This is a genomic window from Janthinobacterium silvisoli, assembly GCF_014200725.1.
Taxonomy (GTDB): domain Bacteria; phylum Pseudomonadota; class Gammaproteobacteria; order Burkholderiales; family Burkholderiaceae_D; genus Janthinobacterium.
This window is the reverse complement of record NZ_JACHCL010000004.1, coordinates 279,998-296,360: the sequence shown is the minus strand read 5'-3', so window position 1 is coordinate 296,360 and position 16,363 is coordinate 279,998. Positions and strand designations below refer to the sequence as shown.

Here is a 16,363-nt window from a genome sequence, read left to right as displayed (position 1 = left end):
AACTGGATACGGCCACATCAGTTCAATCACGGATTGGCACCGGCCGTCACCGAAGAAAAACTTAACGTAGTGTCCGGGATGGGTTGACCACTACACTTCTATACTTTGCAGATCATGGTAGCCACTTTTGAACCGTGCCGCACGATCTTTGAACGATTTAGTATTGAGGTAAAGGGAAAGAGCCAACAAAACGATAGAAAGCACCGCCAAGCTGCTGTCGATGTAATTTTTATCTGTTGGAGGTGGCTCATATTTGAGTAGCACGACCGAAAGGCAACTGGTGTAAGCGGCGTAAGCCACCATCAATAGTTGCGTATGAAAGTCGTTTTTCAGAAGGCGTTTTTCTGCATTGATCCACGCCTTACGAGTGAACCAGACAACATTGTTAGCTAATTTGCTTGCGCGTTCAGAAGTCGTCAAGATTTATCCAAATAGGGGGAGAGCACGGGATTTATGCAAGGTTAAACTCCCCGATGAATTGGGGACAGCCGAGGCCGATGACAGGGCCATCGTGGGATTAGAGTCACCCCGGAAAGGGGTCCTGATGGTCTAGCGTGCTCTCCTAGCATGACATTACTGCAATTCCCATTTTTTTTCAACAATAGTTAGGCCGAGATCGGAAGCGGACGTGCGTTACCTTCGCTAAAGTCACCCTTGTCCGACCACCTTATTCCGGTTCGACCAACTTTATTTACTCTCGTCAACTCACCGTGGAGTCATTGAAACACCAGCGTCGCGGCATTAAAAAAGCCCACGTGGCCAGATCACGGCACACATGGGCTTCTGCGAATGTCAAGTAGCATGGGCCACTTGTGTCAAACTTTATTGTTTTGTGTCCGACTTTATTGTTTTGTGTTCGAGTTTATTGTTCGTCCACATCATAAAAATGGGGGGATTACCCTCACTCCACCGTCACCGACTTAGCCAAATTCCTCGGCTTATCCACATCCGTGCCCCGTGCCAGCGCCGTGTGGTACGCCAGCAATTGCAGTGCGCACACGTGCAGGATCGGTGACAAATCGCCGTAGTGTTCTGGCAGGCGGATCACGTGCAGACCTTCGCCGGAGCTGATGCGGGAGTCGACGTCGGCGAAGACGTACAGCTGGCCGCCGCGGGCGCGCACTTCCTGCATGTTCGACTTCAGCTTTTCGATCAGCGCATCGTTGGGGGCGATGGTGACGACTGGCATTTCATTGGTGACCAGCGCCAGCGGGCCGTGTTTCAGCTCGCCGGCGGGATAGGCTTCGGCGTGGATGTAGGAAATTTCTTTCAGCTTCAGCGCGCCTTCCAGGGCGATCGGGTAGTGCATGCCGCGACCCAGGAAGAGGGCGTTTTCCTTGCGGGCGAATTCTTCGGACCAGGCGATGATTTGCGGTTCCAGCGCCAGCACGGAAGCGATGGCGACAGGCAAGTGGCGCATGGCTTTCAGGTGGGCGGCTTCTTGCTCTTCGGACAGGCGGCCGTTCACTTGCGCCAGGCACAGGGTCAGCAGGAACAGGCCGGCCAGCTGCGTTGTGAAGGCCTTGGTCGAGGCGACACCCACTTCCACGCCGGCGCGGGTGATGTAGGCCAGAGCGCATTCGCGCACCATGGCGCTGGTGGCCACGTTGCAGATAGTTAAAGTGTGCTGCATGCCCAGGCTGCGCGCGTGTTTCAGGGCGGCCAGAGTGTCGGCCGTTTCGCCGCTTTGCGAGATGGTCACCACCAGGGTGTTCGGGTGCGGCACGCTGTCGCGGTAGCGGTATTCGCTGGCCACTTCCACGCTGACGGGCACTTTCGCAATCGATTCGATCCAGTACTTGGCCGTCATGCCCGCATACGAGCTGGTGCCGCAGGCGAGGATCAGCACGCGGTCGATCTGCTTGAAGATTTTATAGGCATTGTCGCCAAACAGCTCGGGCATGATGGCCGTGACACCTTCGAGCGTATCGCCAATGGCGCGTGGCTGTTCGAAGATTTCCTTCTGCATATAATGGCGGTACGGGCCCAGCTCGGCCGCACCCGTATGCGCGTGCACGGTTTTGACTTCACGCTCGACTGGCTTGCCGTTGACGTCGACGATCCAGCAGCGCGACAGTTGCAGGTCGACCACGTCGCCTTCTTCCAGGTAAATGATCTGGTCGGTGGTGCCGGCCAGCGCCATGGCGTCGGAGGCGACAAAGTTTTCACCATTGCCCAGGCCCACGATCAGGGGCGAGCCCTGGCGCGCAGCAACCACGCGGTGCGGTTCGTCGCGGCAGAAAACGGCAATTGCGTAAGCGCCATCGAGGCGTTTCACGGCTTGCTGCACGGTGTCGAACAAGTCGCCGTCATACATGTGCTCGACCAGGTGGGCGATGACTTCGGTATCGGTCTGGCTCTGGAACACATAACCCAGGGCCGTCAGTTCGGCGCGCAATGTGTCGTGGTTTTCAATGATGCCGTTATGCACCAGCGCTACGCGGGCGTTTTCTTCCGTTGGGGAAAAGTGCGGGTGGGCATTGAAGTTGACGGGTGCGCCATGCGTGGCCCAGCGCGTGTGGGCGATGCCCGTGTAGCCGCCCAAGCCTTCTTCGGCGATCTGCTTTTCCAGTTCGGCCACGCGCGAAGTGGAGCGCGAACGCTGCAAACGGCCATCGGCATGCAGGGCGATGCCGCAGGAATCATAACCGCGGTATTCCAGGCGCTTCAAGCCTTCGAGCAGGATGGGAGTGATATTACGTTGCGCTACTGCGCCGACGATGCCGCACATGGAAACCTCGTGTTAGAAAATGGTGAATGCAGGCATGCTAAAGCAGAGCGCATGAAATAAGCTTTCTAAATCCATCTACTTTTGACTAAATATTTCATGTATATTTGACGATGAAATATTATTTCATTTAATGTGATTTTTTTTTTAAATTCATCAAATCCATGAACGAGACCGCCATCACCCTGGACGATATTGATCGTCGCATTCTGAATGCCTTACAAGTTGACGCAACGCAAACCAATAGTGAGCTGGCGCAGGAAGTTCATGTGTCGGCGCCAACTTGTTTGCGGCGCGTCAAGCATTTGACGGAAACCGGCGTGATCGAACGGCAGGTGGCCATCGTCGCGCCGCACATGGTGGGGGCACGCTTGAGCGCCATCGTGGAAATCACGCTTGATGTGCAGGCGTTCGAGCGTATGGAGCAATTTGAAGCGCTGGTGGCCCAGGAAGCGGCCGTACTGCAATGCTACCGCGTTTCGCCGGGGCCCGACTTCGTGCTGATCGTGCAGGTGGCCGATATGCCCGCCTACCATGCGCTGGCGCACCGGCTGTTTGCCACGCACGCCAATGTGCGCAATGTGAAAGCGTATTTCTCTACCTTCCGCAGCAAGTTCGAGACCCGTATCGCCGTGTAATCGCCGTGCAAGCAGGAATACTGACAAGTTATCCCGGCTTGTTAGTCACCTTATACACAATCTTATCCACAAGCATTGCCACCGGCTCACGACACCACAACATCAGCCATGTAAAAAATGTCCTGTGGAAAAATCATGCGTAAGCTGGCAGCAATCACTTATCCCATCTTGTTAGCTGCTTGCCCACATGCTAATCACAGGCTTGTACACAGATTTACCCACAAGGCCGATACGCCAAAAAAGTCAAAATAAACAGAAAATTCAATAGCTTACAAGTTATCCATCAATTATCCAGCGATTACGCACAGGCTTATCCACATCACAGACATATAAATTCAGGCTGTAATTTTGTGATGACTATGCCAAGGCTGACAAGGCTACTGGCGGACGAACAGCAGTAAACTTATCCCGTTTTTTCCACTGCTTCTACACCACTTTTACAGTGCTTATACAGGCCTTATCCAGCACTTGTACCAGGGCTTGTTCACATGTTTATCCACAATGGGAAAATAATACTTAGGAGAAAGAGTCACTAACCATGCTCAGTTATCCCGACTTGCCAGTATTATTTCCACAAGCTTATCCACAGGTAATCTGAAGGCAAAAAAAAGCCGCCAGCCCGTGAAGGTTGGCGGCGCTGTACTCAGTTACTTAGCAGTATTACCTGACAGTATTACTTGGCGATCTTGATGGGACGCGTCCAGCCGTCGATGGTGATTTGTTTGGCGCGCGAGATGGTCAGCTTGCCCGCCGGTGCATCTTTCGACAGGGTGGTGCCTGCGCCCAGAGTCGCGCCTTTGCCCACCGTGACGGGCGCGATCAGCTGGCTATCGCTGCCGATAAAGGCATCGTCTTCGATCACCGTGCGGAACTTGTTGACGCCATCGTAGTTGCAGGTGATGGTGCCGGCGCCTACGTTGACGCGCGAACCGATGGTGGCGTCGCCGATATAGGCCAGGTGATTGGCCTTGCTGTGGGCGGCGATCTGGCTGTTCTTGACTTCGACGAAGTTACCGACATGCACGTCTTCCGCCAGCACGGTGCCAGGGCGCAAGCGCGCGTACGGACCGATCACCGAACTGGCGCCAACCACGGCGTCTTCGATATGGCAGAACGGTTTGATGTGCGCGCCGGCCGCCACCTTGGCATTGACCAGCACGTTATTGGCGCCCACGCGCACGCCATCACCCAGTTCCACCAGGCCTTCGAACACGCAGCCGACGTCGATGGTCACGTCACGGCCGCAAATGAGTTCACCGCGCACATCGATGCGGGCCGGGTCGAGCAGGGTCACGCCACGCTCAAGCAAGGCTTGCGCGATATTGTTCTGGTGGATGCGTTCCAGCTGGGCCAGTTGCACCTTGCTGTTGACGCCGGCGACTTCCCATACGGAGCCAGGCTGGGCCGAGGTGACGCTCACGCCGTCCGCCACGGCTTGGGCCACGATGTCGGTCAGATAGTATTCGCCTTGCGCATTGTCGTTCGACAAGGCCGACAACCATTTTTTCAGTTGCACGGTCGGCGCGACCATGATGCCGCTATTGATTTCACGGATGGCACGTTCGGTATTCGTCGCGTCTTTTTCCTCGACGATGCGCACGATGGCGCCGTCCTCGCGCACGATGCGGCCCAGGCCGAATGGATCATCCTGTTCCACCGTCAGAATTGCCAGCTTGTCGCGGCCAGCCGCTTGCACCAGATGCTGCAGGGAAACGGCGCTGGTCAGCGGCACGTCGCCATACAGGATCAAGGTGGGCACGTGGTCATCGAGCAAAGGCAGCGCTTGCTGCACGGCATGGCCCGTACCCAGCTGCTGCGCCTGTTCCGCGGCGGCAATCGGTAATTCATGCGTGGCATTGTATAGCTCCAGCAGTTTCAGCACCGCTGCGCCCCCATGTCCATAAATCACGCATAATTTGGACGGCGCCAGACTGCGCGCCGTATCGATCACATGCGACAGCAGCGGCTTGCCCGCCAGTGGATGCAGTACTTTAGGCAGGGCAGATTGCATGCGCTTGCCCATGCCGGCGGCGAGAATGACAACGTTCATAGTCCGAATTTACCAGTTGAGAATATGAAAAATTTTAACACGCAGGCCCCATACTCCAGGCGCTTTACTTATGCGGTGCTGGCGCTGCTGCTGGCAGCCATGACGGCTTGCAGCGGTTTGCGCCTGGCCTATAACAATGGCGATACCGTCTTGTATTGGTGGCTGAACGCCTATGTCGACCTGGACCGCGACCAGAAGGACTGGGTGCGCGACGATATCGGCAAGCTGTTCGACTGGCACCGCAAGACGCAGCTGAAGGATTATGTGGAGATCTTGCGTACCGGCCAGAAGCAATTGCAGGGCAATGTCACGCAGGCAGACCTGATCGCCGACTATGCGGAAGTCAAGCAGCGCACGCAAACCCTGCTGCTGAAGGCGGCGCCGGAACTGGCCGACCTGGCGCGATCGCTGAAACCCGAGCAGATCGTGCAAATGGAAAAGAAATTCAAGTCCAACAATGACGACTACCGCAAGAAGTACCTGAGCGGCGACCAGGAACAGCGCCAGAAGCTGCGCTACAAAAAAGCCATGGAGCAATTCGAGCTTTGGTTCGGCAGCTTCAGCAGCGAGCAGGAGGCCGTCTTGCGCAAGGCCTCGGATGCGCGCCCGCTCGATAACGCCATCTGGCTCGATGAACGCATGCGGCGCCAGCAAAATGTGCTGACCCTGGTCAAGAAAGTGCAGCAGGAAAAGCTCAGCAAGGACGCCACCGTGACCTTGATCAATGGCTTGATCAAGGATAGTTTCGAGCGTCTCGAGCATTCCGAGCGCAAGGCTTTCTTTGACGCCTATGAAAACAGCACGGCGCAGTTTGTCTTGACCGCCATACAGCTGGCCACACCTGCGCAGAAGGCTCACGCCATCAAGCGCATGCAGGGCTGGATCGACGATTTCAATAGCCTGGCCACGCAAGCCAAATAGGGTGAACGGCAAGCAGCGCCAGCAGGGGGCGCTGCCGGTGGGCGAGGGGCCATATGCTATAGTGGCCGCCATTGAATGAAGAAATCCCCATGCAAAAGAAGATCAAAAAACCCGCCAAAGTCCCCGTCCACCACGCGCCGCCACCGAACCAGGTACGCATCATCGGCGGACAATGGAAACGCTCAGTGCTGCCTGTTTTACAGGCACTGGGCTTGCGCCCCACACCAGACAGGGTGCGCGAAACCTTGTTTAACTGGATCAACCACTTGCGCGATGGCGACTGGGCCAACGCCCAGGTGCTCGACCTGTTCGCAGGCAGCGGCGCACTCGGTTTCGAGGCAGCCAGCCGTGGCGCCGCCTCCGTCACCATGGTCGATACGCATACGCCAGTGATCCGCCAGCTGGAAGAAAACAAGGCAAAATTGCGTGCCGACAATGTGCAGTTGCTGCGCGGCGACGCCTTGCTGACGGCGCAAAGCCTGGCGGCACGCGGCCAACGTTTTGACCTGATCTTCCTCGACCCGCCTTACCAGCAGGATTTCCTGGCCAAGGCCTTGCCCCTGTGCCGCTCGCTGCTGAAAGAAGGCGGCATCGTGTATGCGGAATCGGGCTTGCCGCTGGTCTTTGATGAGAACAGTGAATTGGAGAAACCGGACTGGATGGCGCCGTGGGAAGTCATCCGCGCCGATAAAGCGGGTACGGTCTACTATCATTTGCTAACTTACAACAAAGTGGCGGCAACTGCCTGAATCTGCCATTTTCTGCCTATAATTTAGGCAAAATCAGGCCCTGGCCCAAGGCGGTACCCCAATTTGAGGCATAATGCGCGTCTATATTGGTGCATCGTCAGGGAGCCGCAATGGTTGTAGCAGTTTATCCAGGAACATTCGATCCGCTCACGCGTGGTCATGAAGATTTGGTGCGCCGCGCATCGGGTCTGTTTGACAAGCTGATCGTCGGTGTCGCCGACAGTAAAAACAAAAAACCGTTTTTCTCGCTCGACGAACGCCTGGAAATCGCCAACGAAGTCCTGGGCCATTATCCGAATGTGCAGGTGGAAAGCTTTTCCGGCCTGCTCAAGGATTTCGTGCGCAAGCATGAAGCACGTGTCATCGTGCGCGGCTTGCGCGCCGTGTCCGACTTCGAATACGAATTCCAGATGGCGGGCATGAACCGCTACCTGCTGCCCGATGTCGAAACCATGTTTTTGACCCCGTCCGACCAGTACCAGTTTATTTCGGGCACCATCGTGCGCGAAATCGCGGCGCTGGGCGGCGACGTTTCCAAGTTTGTCTTCCCTTCGGTCAACCGCTGGCTGCAAAACAAGATTGCCGCCAATGCCGCGCTGCCCGACTAAGTAAGAGTGTAATCATGGCTTTATTAATCACCGACGAATGCATCAATTGCGACATCTGCGAGCCTGAGTGCCCGAATGACGCGATCTATATGGGCGCAGAAATCTACGAGATCGATCCCAACAAATGCACCGAGTGCGTGGGCCATTTCGATGAACCGCAATGCCAGCAAGTATGCCCCGTCAGCTGCATTCCCTTCAATCCCGCCTGGCGCGAAAGCCGCGACGAGCTGATGGCCAAGTACGAGCGGCTGACAGCAGAGAAAACCTGATCCGCTTTCCAGCGCCAGCGTTCCTTACCGCAACATCGCGCCAGCTTCTGCCAACTGTTTTACACTGTAGACTGATTTACTCAGCGCAGTGATTTCTTTGGAGGCAGTAGATGCACGGCAACAAGTCCCTGTTCGGCCGCCACCTGGCGGTCTTGTGCCTGTGCGGCGCCATGCTGCAACCCGCGCTGGCGGTGGAAGTTGGCGGCGTCAAACTCGATGACACCGTGCAATTGGGCAGCCATGCGCTGAAACTCAATGGCGCTGGCGTACGCTACAAGATCGTGTTCCAGGTGTACACCATCGCGCTGTACTTACCGGAAAAGAAAACCCAGCTGGCCGACGTGCTGGCGCTGCCCGGCCCGCGCCGGCTGGAAATCGTCATGCTGCGCGATATCAGCTCGGAAGATCTGGGACATGCGTTCACTCAGGGGCTCGATCACAGTTCCGACCAGGCCGACCGTACGCGGCTGCTCAATCAAACCATGCAATTCGGCGCGCTATTTGGCATGGTGCCAGGCTTGAAAAAAGGCGATGTGCTGACGGTGGACTGGTTGCCGGAAGAGGGGGGAACGGTGTGCAGGCTGAACGGCAAGCAACTGGGCGATGCGGTGCCCGACCTGGCTTTCTACAATGCGCTACTGAAAATCTGGATCGGCGCCCATCCGGCAGACACCACCTTGCGTGCGCATCTGCTCGGTGACGCCAGCTGAGGCATCAGGCGCGCTGGCGGAATTTCAATTCCTGCTGGGCCAGACGCTCATCACGGCTCAGCTTAGGGCGTACCACCAGCACCATGGCGCGTGCAATACCCACCAGCAAGGGCTTGAACAGCAGCGCGAATGCACCAATGGCCACCATCGCGAGCGCGATCTGCAAGACGTTCAGCAGCGAAATATCCAGCACGGGTGCGGATACTGCGTAGAAGGCGGTGGCGAAGGTAGACATACTGTTCCAGTGCATTATAGAATTTGACGTACTATAGTGCAGTGCAACATATAAATCTAATTCCATTTCCTGATACCAATTATATGGTTCATGAATGAAGAATTGTAATATTTTTTCACGAGTGAAATCATTCGCCCCCGGCGCGGTTTACACTCCGGTTTACACATATACATTATTTCTCTGATTTCAACTTTCTTTACCTGGGCTTTCCATGAGTTTCCTGACGCTGGACCTGAACTTGCTGCGTGTTTTCGATGCCGTCATGACGGAGCAAAACCTGACGCGCGCAGCCGGCCACCTGGCGATGACGCAGCCGGCAGTATCGAACGCCATCAAGCGCCTGCGCGAAAGCCTAGGGGATGAATTGCTGATCCGCACGGCCTATGGCGTCAAACCCACGCCACGCGCCGAAGCGCTGTGGCCTTCCGTGCGCTCGGCCCTGGCCAGCCTGGAAGCAGCGGTCACGCCGGAAACCTTCGATGTGTCGAAAACCCATGCAACCTTCCGTATGGCCATGGCCGACGCCACGGCCGCGTTCTGGCTGCCGTCGCTGATGCGTTCGATCGAACGGGAAGCGCCGGGCGTGAATGTGCGCATGATGCCTTTGACTACGCGCGAGCCGCGTCCGATGCTGCTGCGCGGCGATATCGACCTGGCGGTGGGCTTCTTTCCTGGGGTGGCGGCGCAATTATCGTACGAGACCAGCTCGCCGATCCGCCATGAGCGTTTGTATTCCGGTAAATACGTGTGCGTGATGCGGCGCGGCCATCCGCTGGCCAAGGTCGACCTGACCCTGGATAACTATTGCGCGGCGAATCACTTGCTGGTGAGTTTTTCTGGCCGCGCCCATGGCCTGGTCGATGAAGCGCTGGCGCAAATCCACCGCGAACGGCGCATCTTGCTGACGGTGAATCAATTCTTTACTGCCGGCAAAGTCGTCGCCAACTCCGACCTGATCACCGTCTTGCCCCGTCACTTGATCGCTTCGACCGGCATGACCGATTCCCTGTTATACAAGGACTTGCCGCTGGCCTTGCCGGCCGTCCACCTGGACATGCTGTGGCATGAACGCGATGCCCGCAGCCCGGCCCACAAATGGCTGCGCAACCACTTGGAAGGCATGAATACGGCCACCTTGCGCTCGGCCACGGCCGCAGGCGGCGGCGTGGCCGCCAAGCCGCACGTCGAGTAATCTGAGAAACAGCTACCTCAACGAACATCTGAGAAAATCGTAACGAGCGGAAGTAAGTTGTGGCCGAGAAGCGGAACCGTACATTTAGTACAGTGAGCATCGCAGGCCGCAAATTACAACGCGCAGCAGATTTAATCAGATGTTCCTCAGCCCTCGCTGGAGCGGTAGCCTACACGGAAGCCGCCCCAGTGCTTGCCATCGACATAAATCGGCGCCGACAGGTCATGCATGACTTCGCCCGTGTCACGCTTATACGTCTGCAATAAAAATGCCTTGGTATTGCTGCCGCAACGGCTGCCCGTACGGTCGCTGAAGATGCGCTTGGTGCGGTTATGCACGATGTCGTGCTCGTAATCGCCCGTCAGCGGCTGTGAAAATTTCTTGTTATGCGTAGGGAAATAGCCATTGTTGTCGACAGCGCCCGCATACGCCAGTTGCGGCAGTGCAGCAAGCAAGCTTTCCTGTAGCTCAGGCAGCACCCGGTCTGTAAATGCATCAAATTGGGTGTTGTGCTTGGGCGGATTGGTGTTCGGGATGGCGCGGTAATGGCGGTCGAACAAGGCTGCACTTGTAATCTTGCCGGAAGCTATCGCTTGCTCGAACAAGCGGCCCACCTCGTGCGCGGCGCGCTGGGCGGCGATACGGATAGCGTCGTGCGGCGTGGCGATCGACGAATCACCCATGGCGCTGGCGATCACTTCAGCCCGTTCCGCCAGCGCCATCGCCGATTGCGTGGCGCGCGGCAATTGCTCATTGGTCGACAGCATGCTGTCGCGTATCTGCACGATGGCGTCGGCGATCACTTGCGTGGTATCGACGTGTTCACGCGAAGCGCGGGCAATCTGGCCGATCTCGTCTTCCGACACCCCCGACGATTGCTCGATATGGCTCAGTGAACCGTGCACGCTTTCCACATTGCGCGCCGCTTCCGTCACGCCAGCGGCCAGCGATTGCATGCCGCGCGCGGCCTTTTCGGATTGCTCGGTAATTTCACGCACCATCACGCTGATTTCATCGCTGGCTTCCTTGGTGCGCTGCGCCAGTTGCCGCACTTCCCCGGCCACCACGGCAAAGCCACGGCCATGTTCGCCGGCCCGCGCCGCCTCGATGGCGGCATTCAGCGCCAGCAGATTGGTGCGCGCGGAAATATCGGAAATGGCTTCCGTGAAACCGCTGATGCGCCTGGATTTTTCCTGCAGGCTCAGCATCGCGCTGGACGCATCTTGCGCATGCTGGCGCGCGCTATTGATGCGCTTCAATCCTTGATCAACCTCGGCCCGGGCCGCCACGCTTTCCACCCGCACGCCAGCGGCCACGGTAGCGGCGCGTTCAGCATTGGCTGCAATCTTTTCGGTGGTGCGGGCATTCTGTTCGGAACTGTCGGCAATATCGCTGGCCGTCTGCACATCGAGCTCCACCTTCTTTTTGACGGAATCGACAAAGTACGAGGTTTCGGCCGCGCCGATCATGATGTCGTCGATCGCGTGCCCGACCGTATCGGCGAAGTGGCGTAAATCGTCGCTGCCGCCACGCGGACGGCCAGCCAGCGCCAGCAGTGCGGCGCCAGGCACGGCGGCCAGCGCGGCGATCAGATAAGGGGAAAGTAGGCTGGATGTTGCCAGTTGCAACAGATATACCAGGCAACAGGCCAGGACGATGGCTGCGAGTGTGCATACCAGAAAGCGCACCCATGGATGCTGCAACTGCTTCATGTGTCCCCCGCTGCGGAATCCCGCGCGCACCCCGAAGGATGCGCTGCAGCCAGTGTGGGTGGGCACGATGCATCACCTCACACCTTGAATCGCCCTCTGCGTGGCGTATCAGCGGCTACCGGGTAGCAGAATAATAGTTCCTACCCTACAACAATTAGCCTGTCAGCTCAATCGGAAAAGCAGACAGGCTACATTGAGGTCAGATTGGACTTATTTGATGGGCAGCTTGGTAGTGTTCTTGACTTCTTCCATCACGGCATAGGTGTGGGTCTCGCGCACGCCTTTTTGCAGCAGGGTTTTGCCCAGGAATTCACGGTAAGCGGCCATATCCTTGACCCGCGCCTTGACCAGATAATCGAAGCCGCCAGCGACCATATGACATTCCAGTACCTCTGGAATGATTTGTACGCTATGCTTGAAGGCGTCGAACACTTCCGGCGTCGTGCGGTCCAGCACTACTTCGATGAAAACCAGCAGCGATACGTCGAGCAATTGCGGGTTCAACTGGGCCGTGTAGCCCATGATATAGCCCGATTCGTGCAGCTTGCGCACGCGCTCCAGGCAGGCGGCAGGCGACAGGTTAACCCGTGCCGCCAGTTCCACATTGCTGATGCGACCATCGCTCTGCAATTCCATCAAGATTTTCTTACTGATCTTGTCCAGCATTACCATCACCCCCCAAATAAATATTATTTGGTTAAATTGTCGCATCAAAAACTATCTATTGCTAGCCCCCTGTATTACCAGAATTAATCCATAAGAATCCCCTTTACAATCGAATCATCTTATCGTCCGACTTTCTGTCTATTTTTGCACCAAAAAGGGGCAAAAAATAGCGCAAGTTTCGTCTTATTTTTCCTTGTAAAGAGCTTCTATGCACCCTGCAGGTCCTTCGGCTATTACCCCGATTCCTTTTGCTGTGCTCCAGGCGGAAATCCTGCCTGCAGCCACGCCCCAACGCGCTGCCATCACTGCTGCCTATAGGCGCGATGAGGTATCCGCCGTGCAATGGCTGCTGGAACAAGTGCGCGCCAGCAGCGCTGAAACCACCGCCGAAGCGCAAGCGCTGGCCCACAATCTGGTCTCCAACGTGCGCCAAAAACGCACACGCGCATCGGGCGTCGATGCACTGATGCATGAGTTCTCACTATCATCCGAAGAGGGTGTTGCACTGATGTGTTTGGCGGAAGCGCTGTTGCGTATACCCGACACTCAAACGGCCGATCGCCTGATCGCCGACAAAATCAGCAAAGGCGACTGGCGCAAGCATCTGGGCGAATCGCCATCGATGTTCGTCAACGCGGCCACCTGGGGCTTGCTGATTACTGGCAAACTGGTCAGTACCAGCAGCGAAACCGGCCTGGGCGCGGCGCTGACAAAACTGATCGCCAAGGGCGGCGAACCGCTGATACGCAAAGGCGTCGACCTGGCCATGCGCATGCTGGGCAACCAGTTTGTAACGGGCCAAACCATCGAAGAAGCCTTGAAAAACAGCCGCGAGAATGAAACGCGCGGCTACCGCTATTCCTACGACATGCTGGGCGAAGCGGCGCTGACGGAAAACGACGCCGCGTTTTACTATCAATCGTATGAAACGGCGATCCACGCCATCGGCAAGGCCTCGAATGGCCGCGGCATCAAGAATGGCCCCGGCATTTCCGTCAAGCTGTCGGCCCTGCATCCGCGCTACAGCCGCGCCCAGCGGGCCCGCGTGCTGGAAGAATTGCTGCCGAAAGTCAAGGCGCTGCTCTTGCTGGCCAAGCAATACAACATCGGTTTCAATATCGATGCGGAAGAAACCGACCGCCTGGAATTGTCATTGGACATGATGGAAGTGCTGGCCTTTGATCCTGACCTGGCCGGCTTCGAAGGCATCGGTTATGTGGTGCAGGCGTATCAAAAACGCTGCCCGTTCGCCATCGATTTCCTGATCGACCTGGCAAAGCGCAGCAACCGTAAATTCATGGTGCGCCTGGTCAAGGGCGCGTATTGGGATGCGGAAATCAAACGCGCCCAGGTCGATGGCCAGAGCGGCTACCCGGTCTACACGCGCAAGGTCTACACGGACGTCTCTTACCTGGTGTGCGCGCAAAAACTGCTGGCCGCCAATAGCCTGATCTACCCGCAATTTGCCACGCACAACGCGCAAACCTTGTCGACCATCTACACCTGGGCCAAGCGCGACGGCATTACCGATTATGAATTCCAGTGCCTGCACGGCATGGGCGAAACCCTGTACGACCAGGTGGTCGGCCCGGCCAACCTGGACAAGCCTTGCCGTATCTACGCGCCGGTCGGCTCGCATGAAACCTTGCTGGCCTACCTGGTGCGCCGCCTGCTGGAAAACGGCGCCAACTCGTCCTTCGTCAACCAGATCGTCGATGAAAGCGTGGCCATCGATAGTCTGATCCGCAATCCGCTGGACCTGGCGCGCGAGCAGGGCGGCTTGCCGCACCCATCGATTCCCTTGCCGCTGGCCATGTTTGGCAGCGAGCGTAAAAATTCGGCAGGCCTGGACCTGTCGAACGACGACACCCTGCGCGCCTTGTCCAGCAGCATCGCCCAGGACTACACGTGGAATGCAGCGCCGCTGATCGATGGCGCCGTCAGCGTCAATGCAGCGACGCAACGCATCAGCAATCCTGCCCGCCACGAAGACCACGTGGGCACGGTCGCCGAAGCGGGCCCAGCCGACGTGGAAACGGCGCTGGCCAGCGCCGCCGCCTACGCCATGGATTGGCAAACCACGGAACCTTTATTACGCGCACAAGCGCTGCAGCGTGCCGCCGACCTGTTCGAAGAACACCATGTCGAGCTGATGGCCCTGGCGATCCGCGAAGCCGGTAAATCCTTGCCGAACGCCATCGCTGAAATCCGCGAAGCGGTCGACTTCCTGCGCTACTATGCGGCCCAGGTCGAGCACGCACCCAACACCCTGGCGCTGGGCCCGGTCACCTGCATCAGCCCATGGAACTTCCCGCTGGCCATTTTCACCGGCCAGGTGGCTGCAGCCCTGGCCGCCGGCAACGTGGTGCTGGCCAAGCCGGCCGAGCAAACACCGCTGATCGCTTACCGCGCCGTGCAATTGCTGCACGCAGCAGGCGTACCGCAAGGCGCGCTGCAATTCCTGCCAGGCAGCGGTGAAGTGGTCGGCGCCGGCCTGTGCAACGATGCAAGAGTCAAAGGCGTGATTTTCACGGGGTCGACAGAAGTGGCGCAATTGATCAACCGCACCCTGGCTGCGCGCGCCGTGGCTGAGTCGGTGGATATTCCCCTGATCGCTGAAACCGGTGGCCAGAATGCCTTGATCGTCGATTCGTCCGCCTTGCCGGAACAAGTGGTGCAAGACGTGATGTCGTCCGCTTTTGACAGCGCCGGCCAGCGCTGCTCAGCCTTGCGCGTGTTGTTCCTGCAAGAAGAAATCGCCGACAAGACCATCAAGATGCTGAAAGGCGCGATGCAGGAATTGCGCGTCGGCAATCCTGATCGTCTGGCGACCGATATTGGTCCCGTCATCGATGCTGAAGCGCAAGGCAATCTGCTGGCGCACATCAACAAGATGAAAACCGTGGCCCTCGATCATTATTCGCTCGATCTGCCACCTGTCACGGGCACTTTTGTCGCGCCGACCGTGCTGGAAATCAAATCGCTGGGGCAATTGACGCAGGAAGTCTTTGGCCCCGTGCTGCACGTGATCCGCTACAAGCGCGCGGAGTTGCCGCAACTGCTGCAATCGATCAATGACAGCGGTTACGGCTTGACCCTGGGCATCCATACGCGCATCGATGAAACCATCGACTTCATTACCAGCCGCGCCCATGTGGGCAATATCTATGTGAACCGCAACATCGTGGGCGCCGTGGTCGGCGTGCAACCGTTTGGCGGCGAAGGCAAATCGGGCACCGGCCCGAAAGCCGGTGGTCCCTTGTACCTGAAACGTCTGCAACGCAATGCAGCACCAGGCGCGCAGCACCAGCGCCAGGCGTCCCCGGCACTTGATGCACTGACGGTATGGGCCAAGCAGCACGGCCAGGACAAGGTCATGCATCTGGCGCAGGAATACGCGCGCACCACATTGTTGGACAGCAGCATCGTCTTGCCTGGCCCGACGGGCGAGCGCAATACCCTGAGCTTTGCTGCGCGCGGCACGATTCTGTGCGCCGCCGTCAACACGGGCGTGCTGATGAATCAATTGGCTGCCGTGCTGGCGACGGGCAACCAGGCCCTGGTGCTGGCGCAATCAACCAGCCTGATTCCTGCCGATCTGCCGCCAGCGTTGAAAGACCGTATCCAGGTCATCAACAATATTGAGTCCGGAAAACATGATTTCCAGATCGCCATGATCGAACCGGTACTCGATAGCCAGCTCAAACCGCTGCTGGCGGCCCGTGATGGGGCGCTGGTGGGCACGATCGAGACGACCGAGGAGGGTGTCATCCCCCTGTGGCGTTTGGTCGCTGAGCGCGCGCTGTGCGTGAATACGACGGCGGCGGGTGGGAATGCCAGCTTGATGATGTTGAGTGTGTAAGCTTGTAGTTTCGTAAGGCAAAA

The 16,363-nt window shown here is 57.6% G+C and carries 14 protein-coding genes; 8 read left to right on the top strand and 6 right to left on the bottom strand.

Annotation, left to right across the window (positions count from 1 at the left end; genetic code table 11):
• Positions 1-90 precede the first annotated feature (90 nt).
• A complete protein-coding gene (locus tag HDE75_RS20375) occupies positions 91-420 on the bottom strand; it encodes an SLATT domain-containing protein (RefSeq protein WP_183679402.1) in 330 nt (109 codons plus the stop codon).
• 481 nt (positions 421-901) lie between these two features.
• A complete protein-coding gene (gene glmS / locus HDE75_RS20370) occupies positions 902-2,731 on the bottom strand; it encodes a glutamine--fructose-6-phosphate transaminase (isomerizing) (RefSeq protein WP_183679404.1) in 1,830 nt (609 codons plus the stop codon).
• Between the two features lie 161 nt (positions 2,732-2,892).
• Between glmS and HDE75_RS20365 the strand changes: the two genes are divergently transcribed.
• The gene (locus HDE75_RS20365) at positions 2,893-3,366 is read left to right on the top strand and encodes an Lrp/AsnC family transcriptional regulator (protein ID WP_183679406.1); all 474 of its coding nucleotides are present in this window, start codon (positions 2,893-2,895) and stop codon (positions 3,364-3,366) included.
• A 673-nt stretch (positions 3,367-4,039) separates the two neighbouring features.
• Here HDE75_RS20365 and glmU read toward each other — a convergent pair.
• On the bottom strand, positions 4,040-5,416 hold the full coding sequence (glmU, locus tag HDE75_RS20360; RefSeq protein ID WP_183679407.1) for a bifunctional UDP-N-acetylglucosamine diphosphorylase/glucosamine-1-phosphate N-acetyltransferase GlmU: 1,377 nt from the start codon (positions 5,414-5,416) through the stop codon (positions 4,040-4,042).
• 24 nt (positions 5,417-5,440) lie between these two features.
• Between glmU and HDE75_RS20355 the strand changes: the two genes are divergently transcribed.
• The 5 genes from HDE75_RS20355 (at position 5,441) to HDE75_RS20335 (ending at position 8,673) form a co-directional block, all read left to right on the top strand.
• Positions 5,441-6,337 carry a DUF6279 family lipoprotein gene (locus HDE75_RS20355; RefSeq protein ID WP_183679409.1) on the top strand — a complete coding sequence of 299 codons (897 nt, stop codon included), beginning with the start codon at positions 5,441-5,443 and terminating at the stop codon, positions 6,335-6,337.
• An 89-nt stretch (positions 6,338-6,426) separates the two neighbouring features.
• Positions 6,427-7,086 carry a 16S rRNA (guanine(966)-N(2))-methyltransferase RsmD gene (gene rsmD / locus HDE75_RS20350; protein WP_183679411.1) on the top strand — a complete coding sequence of 220 codons (660 nt, stop codon included), beginning with the start codon at positions 6,427-6,429 and terminating at the stop codon, positions 7,084-7,086.
• A gap of 110 nt (positions 7,087-7,196) precedes the next feature.
• Positions 7,197-7,694, top strand: a complete 498-nt coding sequence (gene coaD, locus HDE75_RS20345; protein ID WP_183679413.1) for a pantetheine-phosphate adenylyltransferase — start codon at positions 7,197-7,199, stop codon at positions 7,692-7,694.
• A gap of 14 nt (positions 7,695-7,708) precedes the next feature.
• Positions 7,709-7,963: a YfhL family 4Fe-4S dicluster ferredoxin gene (locus HDE75_RS20340; protein ID WP_183679415.1), complete on the top strand. Its 255-nt coding sequence runs from the start codon at positions 7,709-7,711 to the stop codon at positions 7,961-7,963.
• Positions 7,964-8,073: 110 nt separating this feature from the next.
• Positions 8,074-8,673, top strand: a complete 600-nt coding sequence (locus tag HDE75_RS20335; protein ID WP_260174211.1) for a chalcone isomerase family protein — start codon at positions 8,074-8,076, stop codon at positions 8,671-8,673.
• 4 nt (positions 8,674-8,677) lie between these two features.
• Here the strand turns inward: HDE75_RS20335 and HDE75_RS20330 are convergent, their stop codons facing one another.
• Positions 8,678-8,908, bottom strand: a complete 231-nt coding sequence (locus tag HDE75_RS20330) for a hypothetical protein (protein WP_183679417.1) — start codon at positions 8,906-8,908, stop codon at positions 8,678-8,680.
• Positions 8,909-9,119: 211 nt separating this feature from the next.
• On the opposite strand from HDE75_RS20330, the gene HDE75_RS20325 reads away from it, so the two are divergent.
• Positions 9,120-10,100: a LysR family transcriptional regulator gene (locus HDE75_RS20325; RefSeq protein WP_183679419.1), complete on the top strand. Its 981-nt coding sequence runs from the start codon at positions 9,120-9,122 to the stop codon at positions 10,098-10,100.
• Positions 10,101-10,246: 146 nt separating this feature from the next.
• Here the strand turns inward: HDE75_RS20325 and HDE75_RS20320 are convergent, their stop codons facing one another.
• Both HDE75_RS20320 and HDE75_RS20315 read right to left on the bottom strand, forming a co-directional pair.
• Entirely contained in the window at positions 10,247-11,812 is a 1,566-nt protein-coding gene (locus HDE75_RS20320) for a methyl-accepting chemotaxis protein (RefSeq protein ID WP_183679421.1), read from the bottom strand.
• A 210-nt stretch (positions 11,813-12,022) separates the two neighbouring features.
• Positions 12,023-12,478, bottom strand: coding sequence for an Lrp/AsnC ligand binding domain-containing protein (locus HDE75_RS20315; RefSeq protein ID WP_010393827.1), 456 nt, complete (start codon positions 12,476-12,478; stop codon positions 12,023-12,025).
• A 208-nt stretch (positions 12,479-12,686) separates the two neighbouring features.
• Here HDE75_RS20315 and putA point away from each other — a divergent pair, with 208 nt between their 5' ends.
• Complete coding sequence (gene putA, locus HDE75_RS20310) at positions 12,687-16,340, top strand: trifunctional transcriptional regulator/proline dehydrogenase/L-glutamate gamma-semialdehyde dehydrogenase (protein WP_183679423.1); 3,654 nt, start codon at positions 12,687-12,689, stop codon at positions 16,338-16,340.
• The last annotated feature ends 23 nt before the right edge of the window (positions 16,341-16,363 follow it).

Coding starts and splice junctions, on each gene's coding strand:
- glmS (WP_183679404.1), bottom strand. CDS start 2,731: ATGTGCGGCATCGTCGGCGCAGTAGCGCAACGTAATATCACTCCCATC.
- HDE75_RS20365 (WP_183679406.1), top strand. CDS start 2,893: ATGAACGAGACCGCCATCACCCTGGACGATATTGATCGTCGCATTCTG.
- glmU (WP_183679407.1), bottom strand. CDS start 5,416: ATGAACGTTGTCATTCTCGCCGCCGGCATGGGCAAGCGCATGCAATCT.
- HDE75_RS20355 (WP_183679409.1), top strand. CDS start 5,441: ATGAAAAATTTTAACACGCAGGCCCCATACTCCAGGCGCTTTACTTAT.
- rsmD (WP_183679411.1), top strand. CDS start 6,427: ATGCAAAAGAAGATCAAAAAACCCGCCAAAGTCCCCGTCCACCACGCG.
- coaD (WP_183679413.1), top strand. CDS start 7,197: ATGGTTGTAGCAGTTTATCCAGGAACATTCGATCCGCTCACGCGTGGT.
- HDE75_RS20340 (WP_183679415.1), top strand. CDS start 7,709: ATGGCTTTATTAATCACCGACGAATGCATCAATTGCGACATCTGCGAG.
- HDE75_RS20335 (WP_260174211.1), top strand. CDS start 8,074: ATGCACGGCAACAAGTCCCTGTTCGGCCGCCACCTGGCGGTCTTGTGC.
- HDE75_RS20330 (WP_183679417.1), bottom strand. CDS start 8,908: ATGTCTACCTTCGCCACCGCCTTCTACGCAGTATCCGCACCCGTGCTG.
- HDE75_RS20325 (WP_183679419.1), top strand. CDS start 9,120: ATGAGTTTCCTGACGCTGGACCTGAACTTGCTGCGTGTTTTCGATGCC.
- HDE75_RS20320 (WP_183679421.1), bottom strand. CDS start 11,812: ATGAAGCAGTTGCAGCATCCATGGGTGCGCTTTCTGGTATGCACACTC.
- HDE75_RS20315 (WP_010393827.1), bottom strand. CDS start 12,478: ATGCTGGACAAGATCAGTAAGAAAATCTTGATGGAATTGCAGAGCGAT.
- putA (WP_183679423.1), top strand. CDS start 12,687: ATGCACCCTGCAGGTCCTTCGGCTATTACCCCGATTCCTTTTGCTGTG.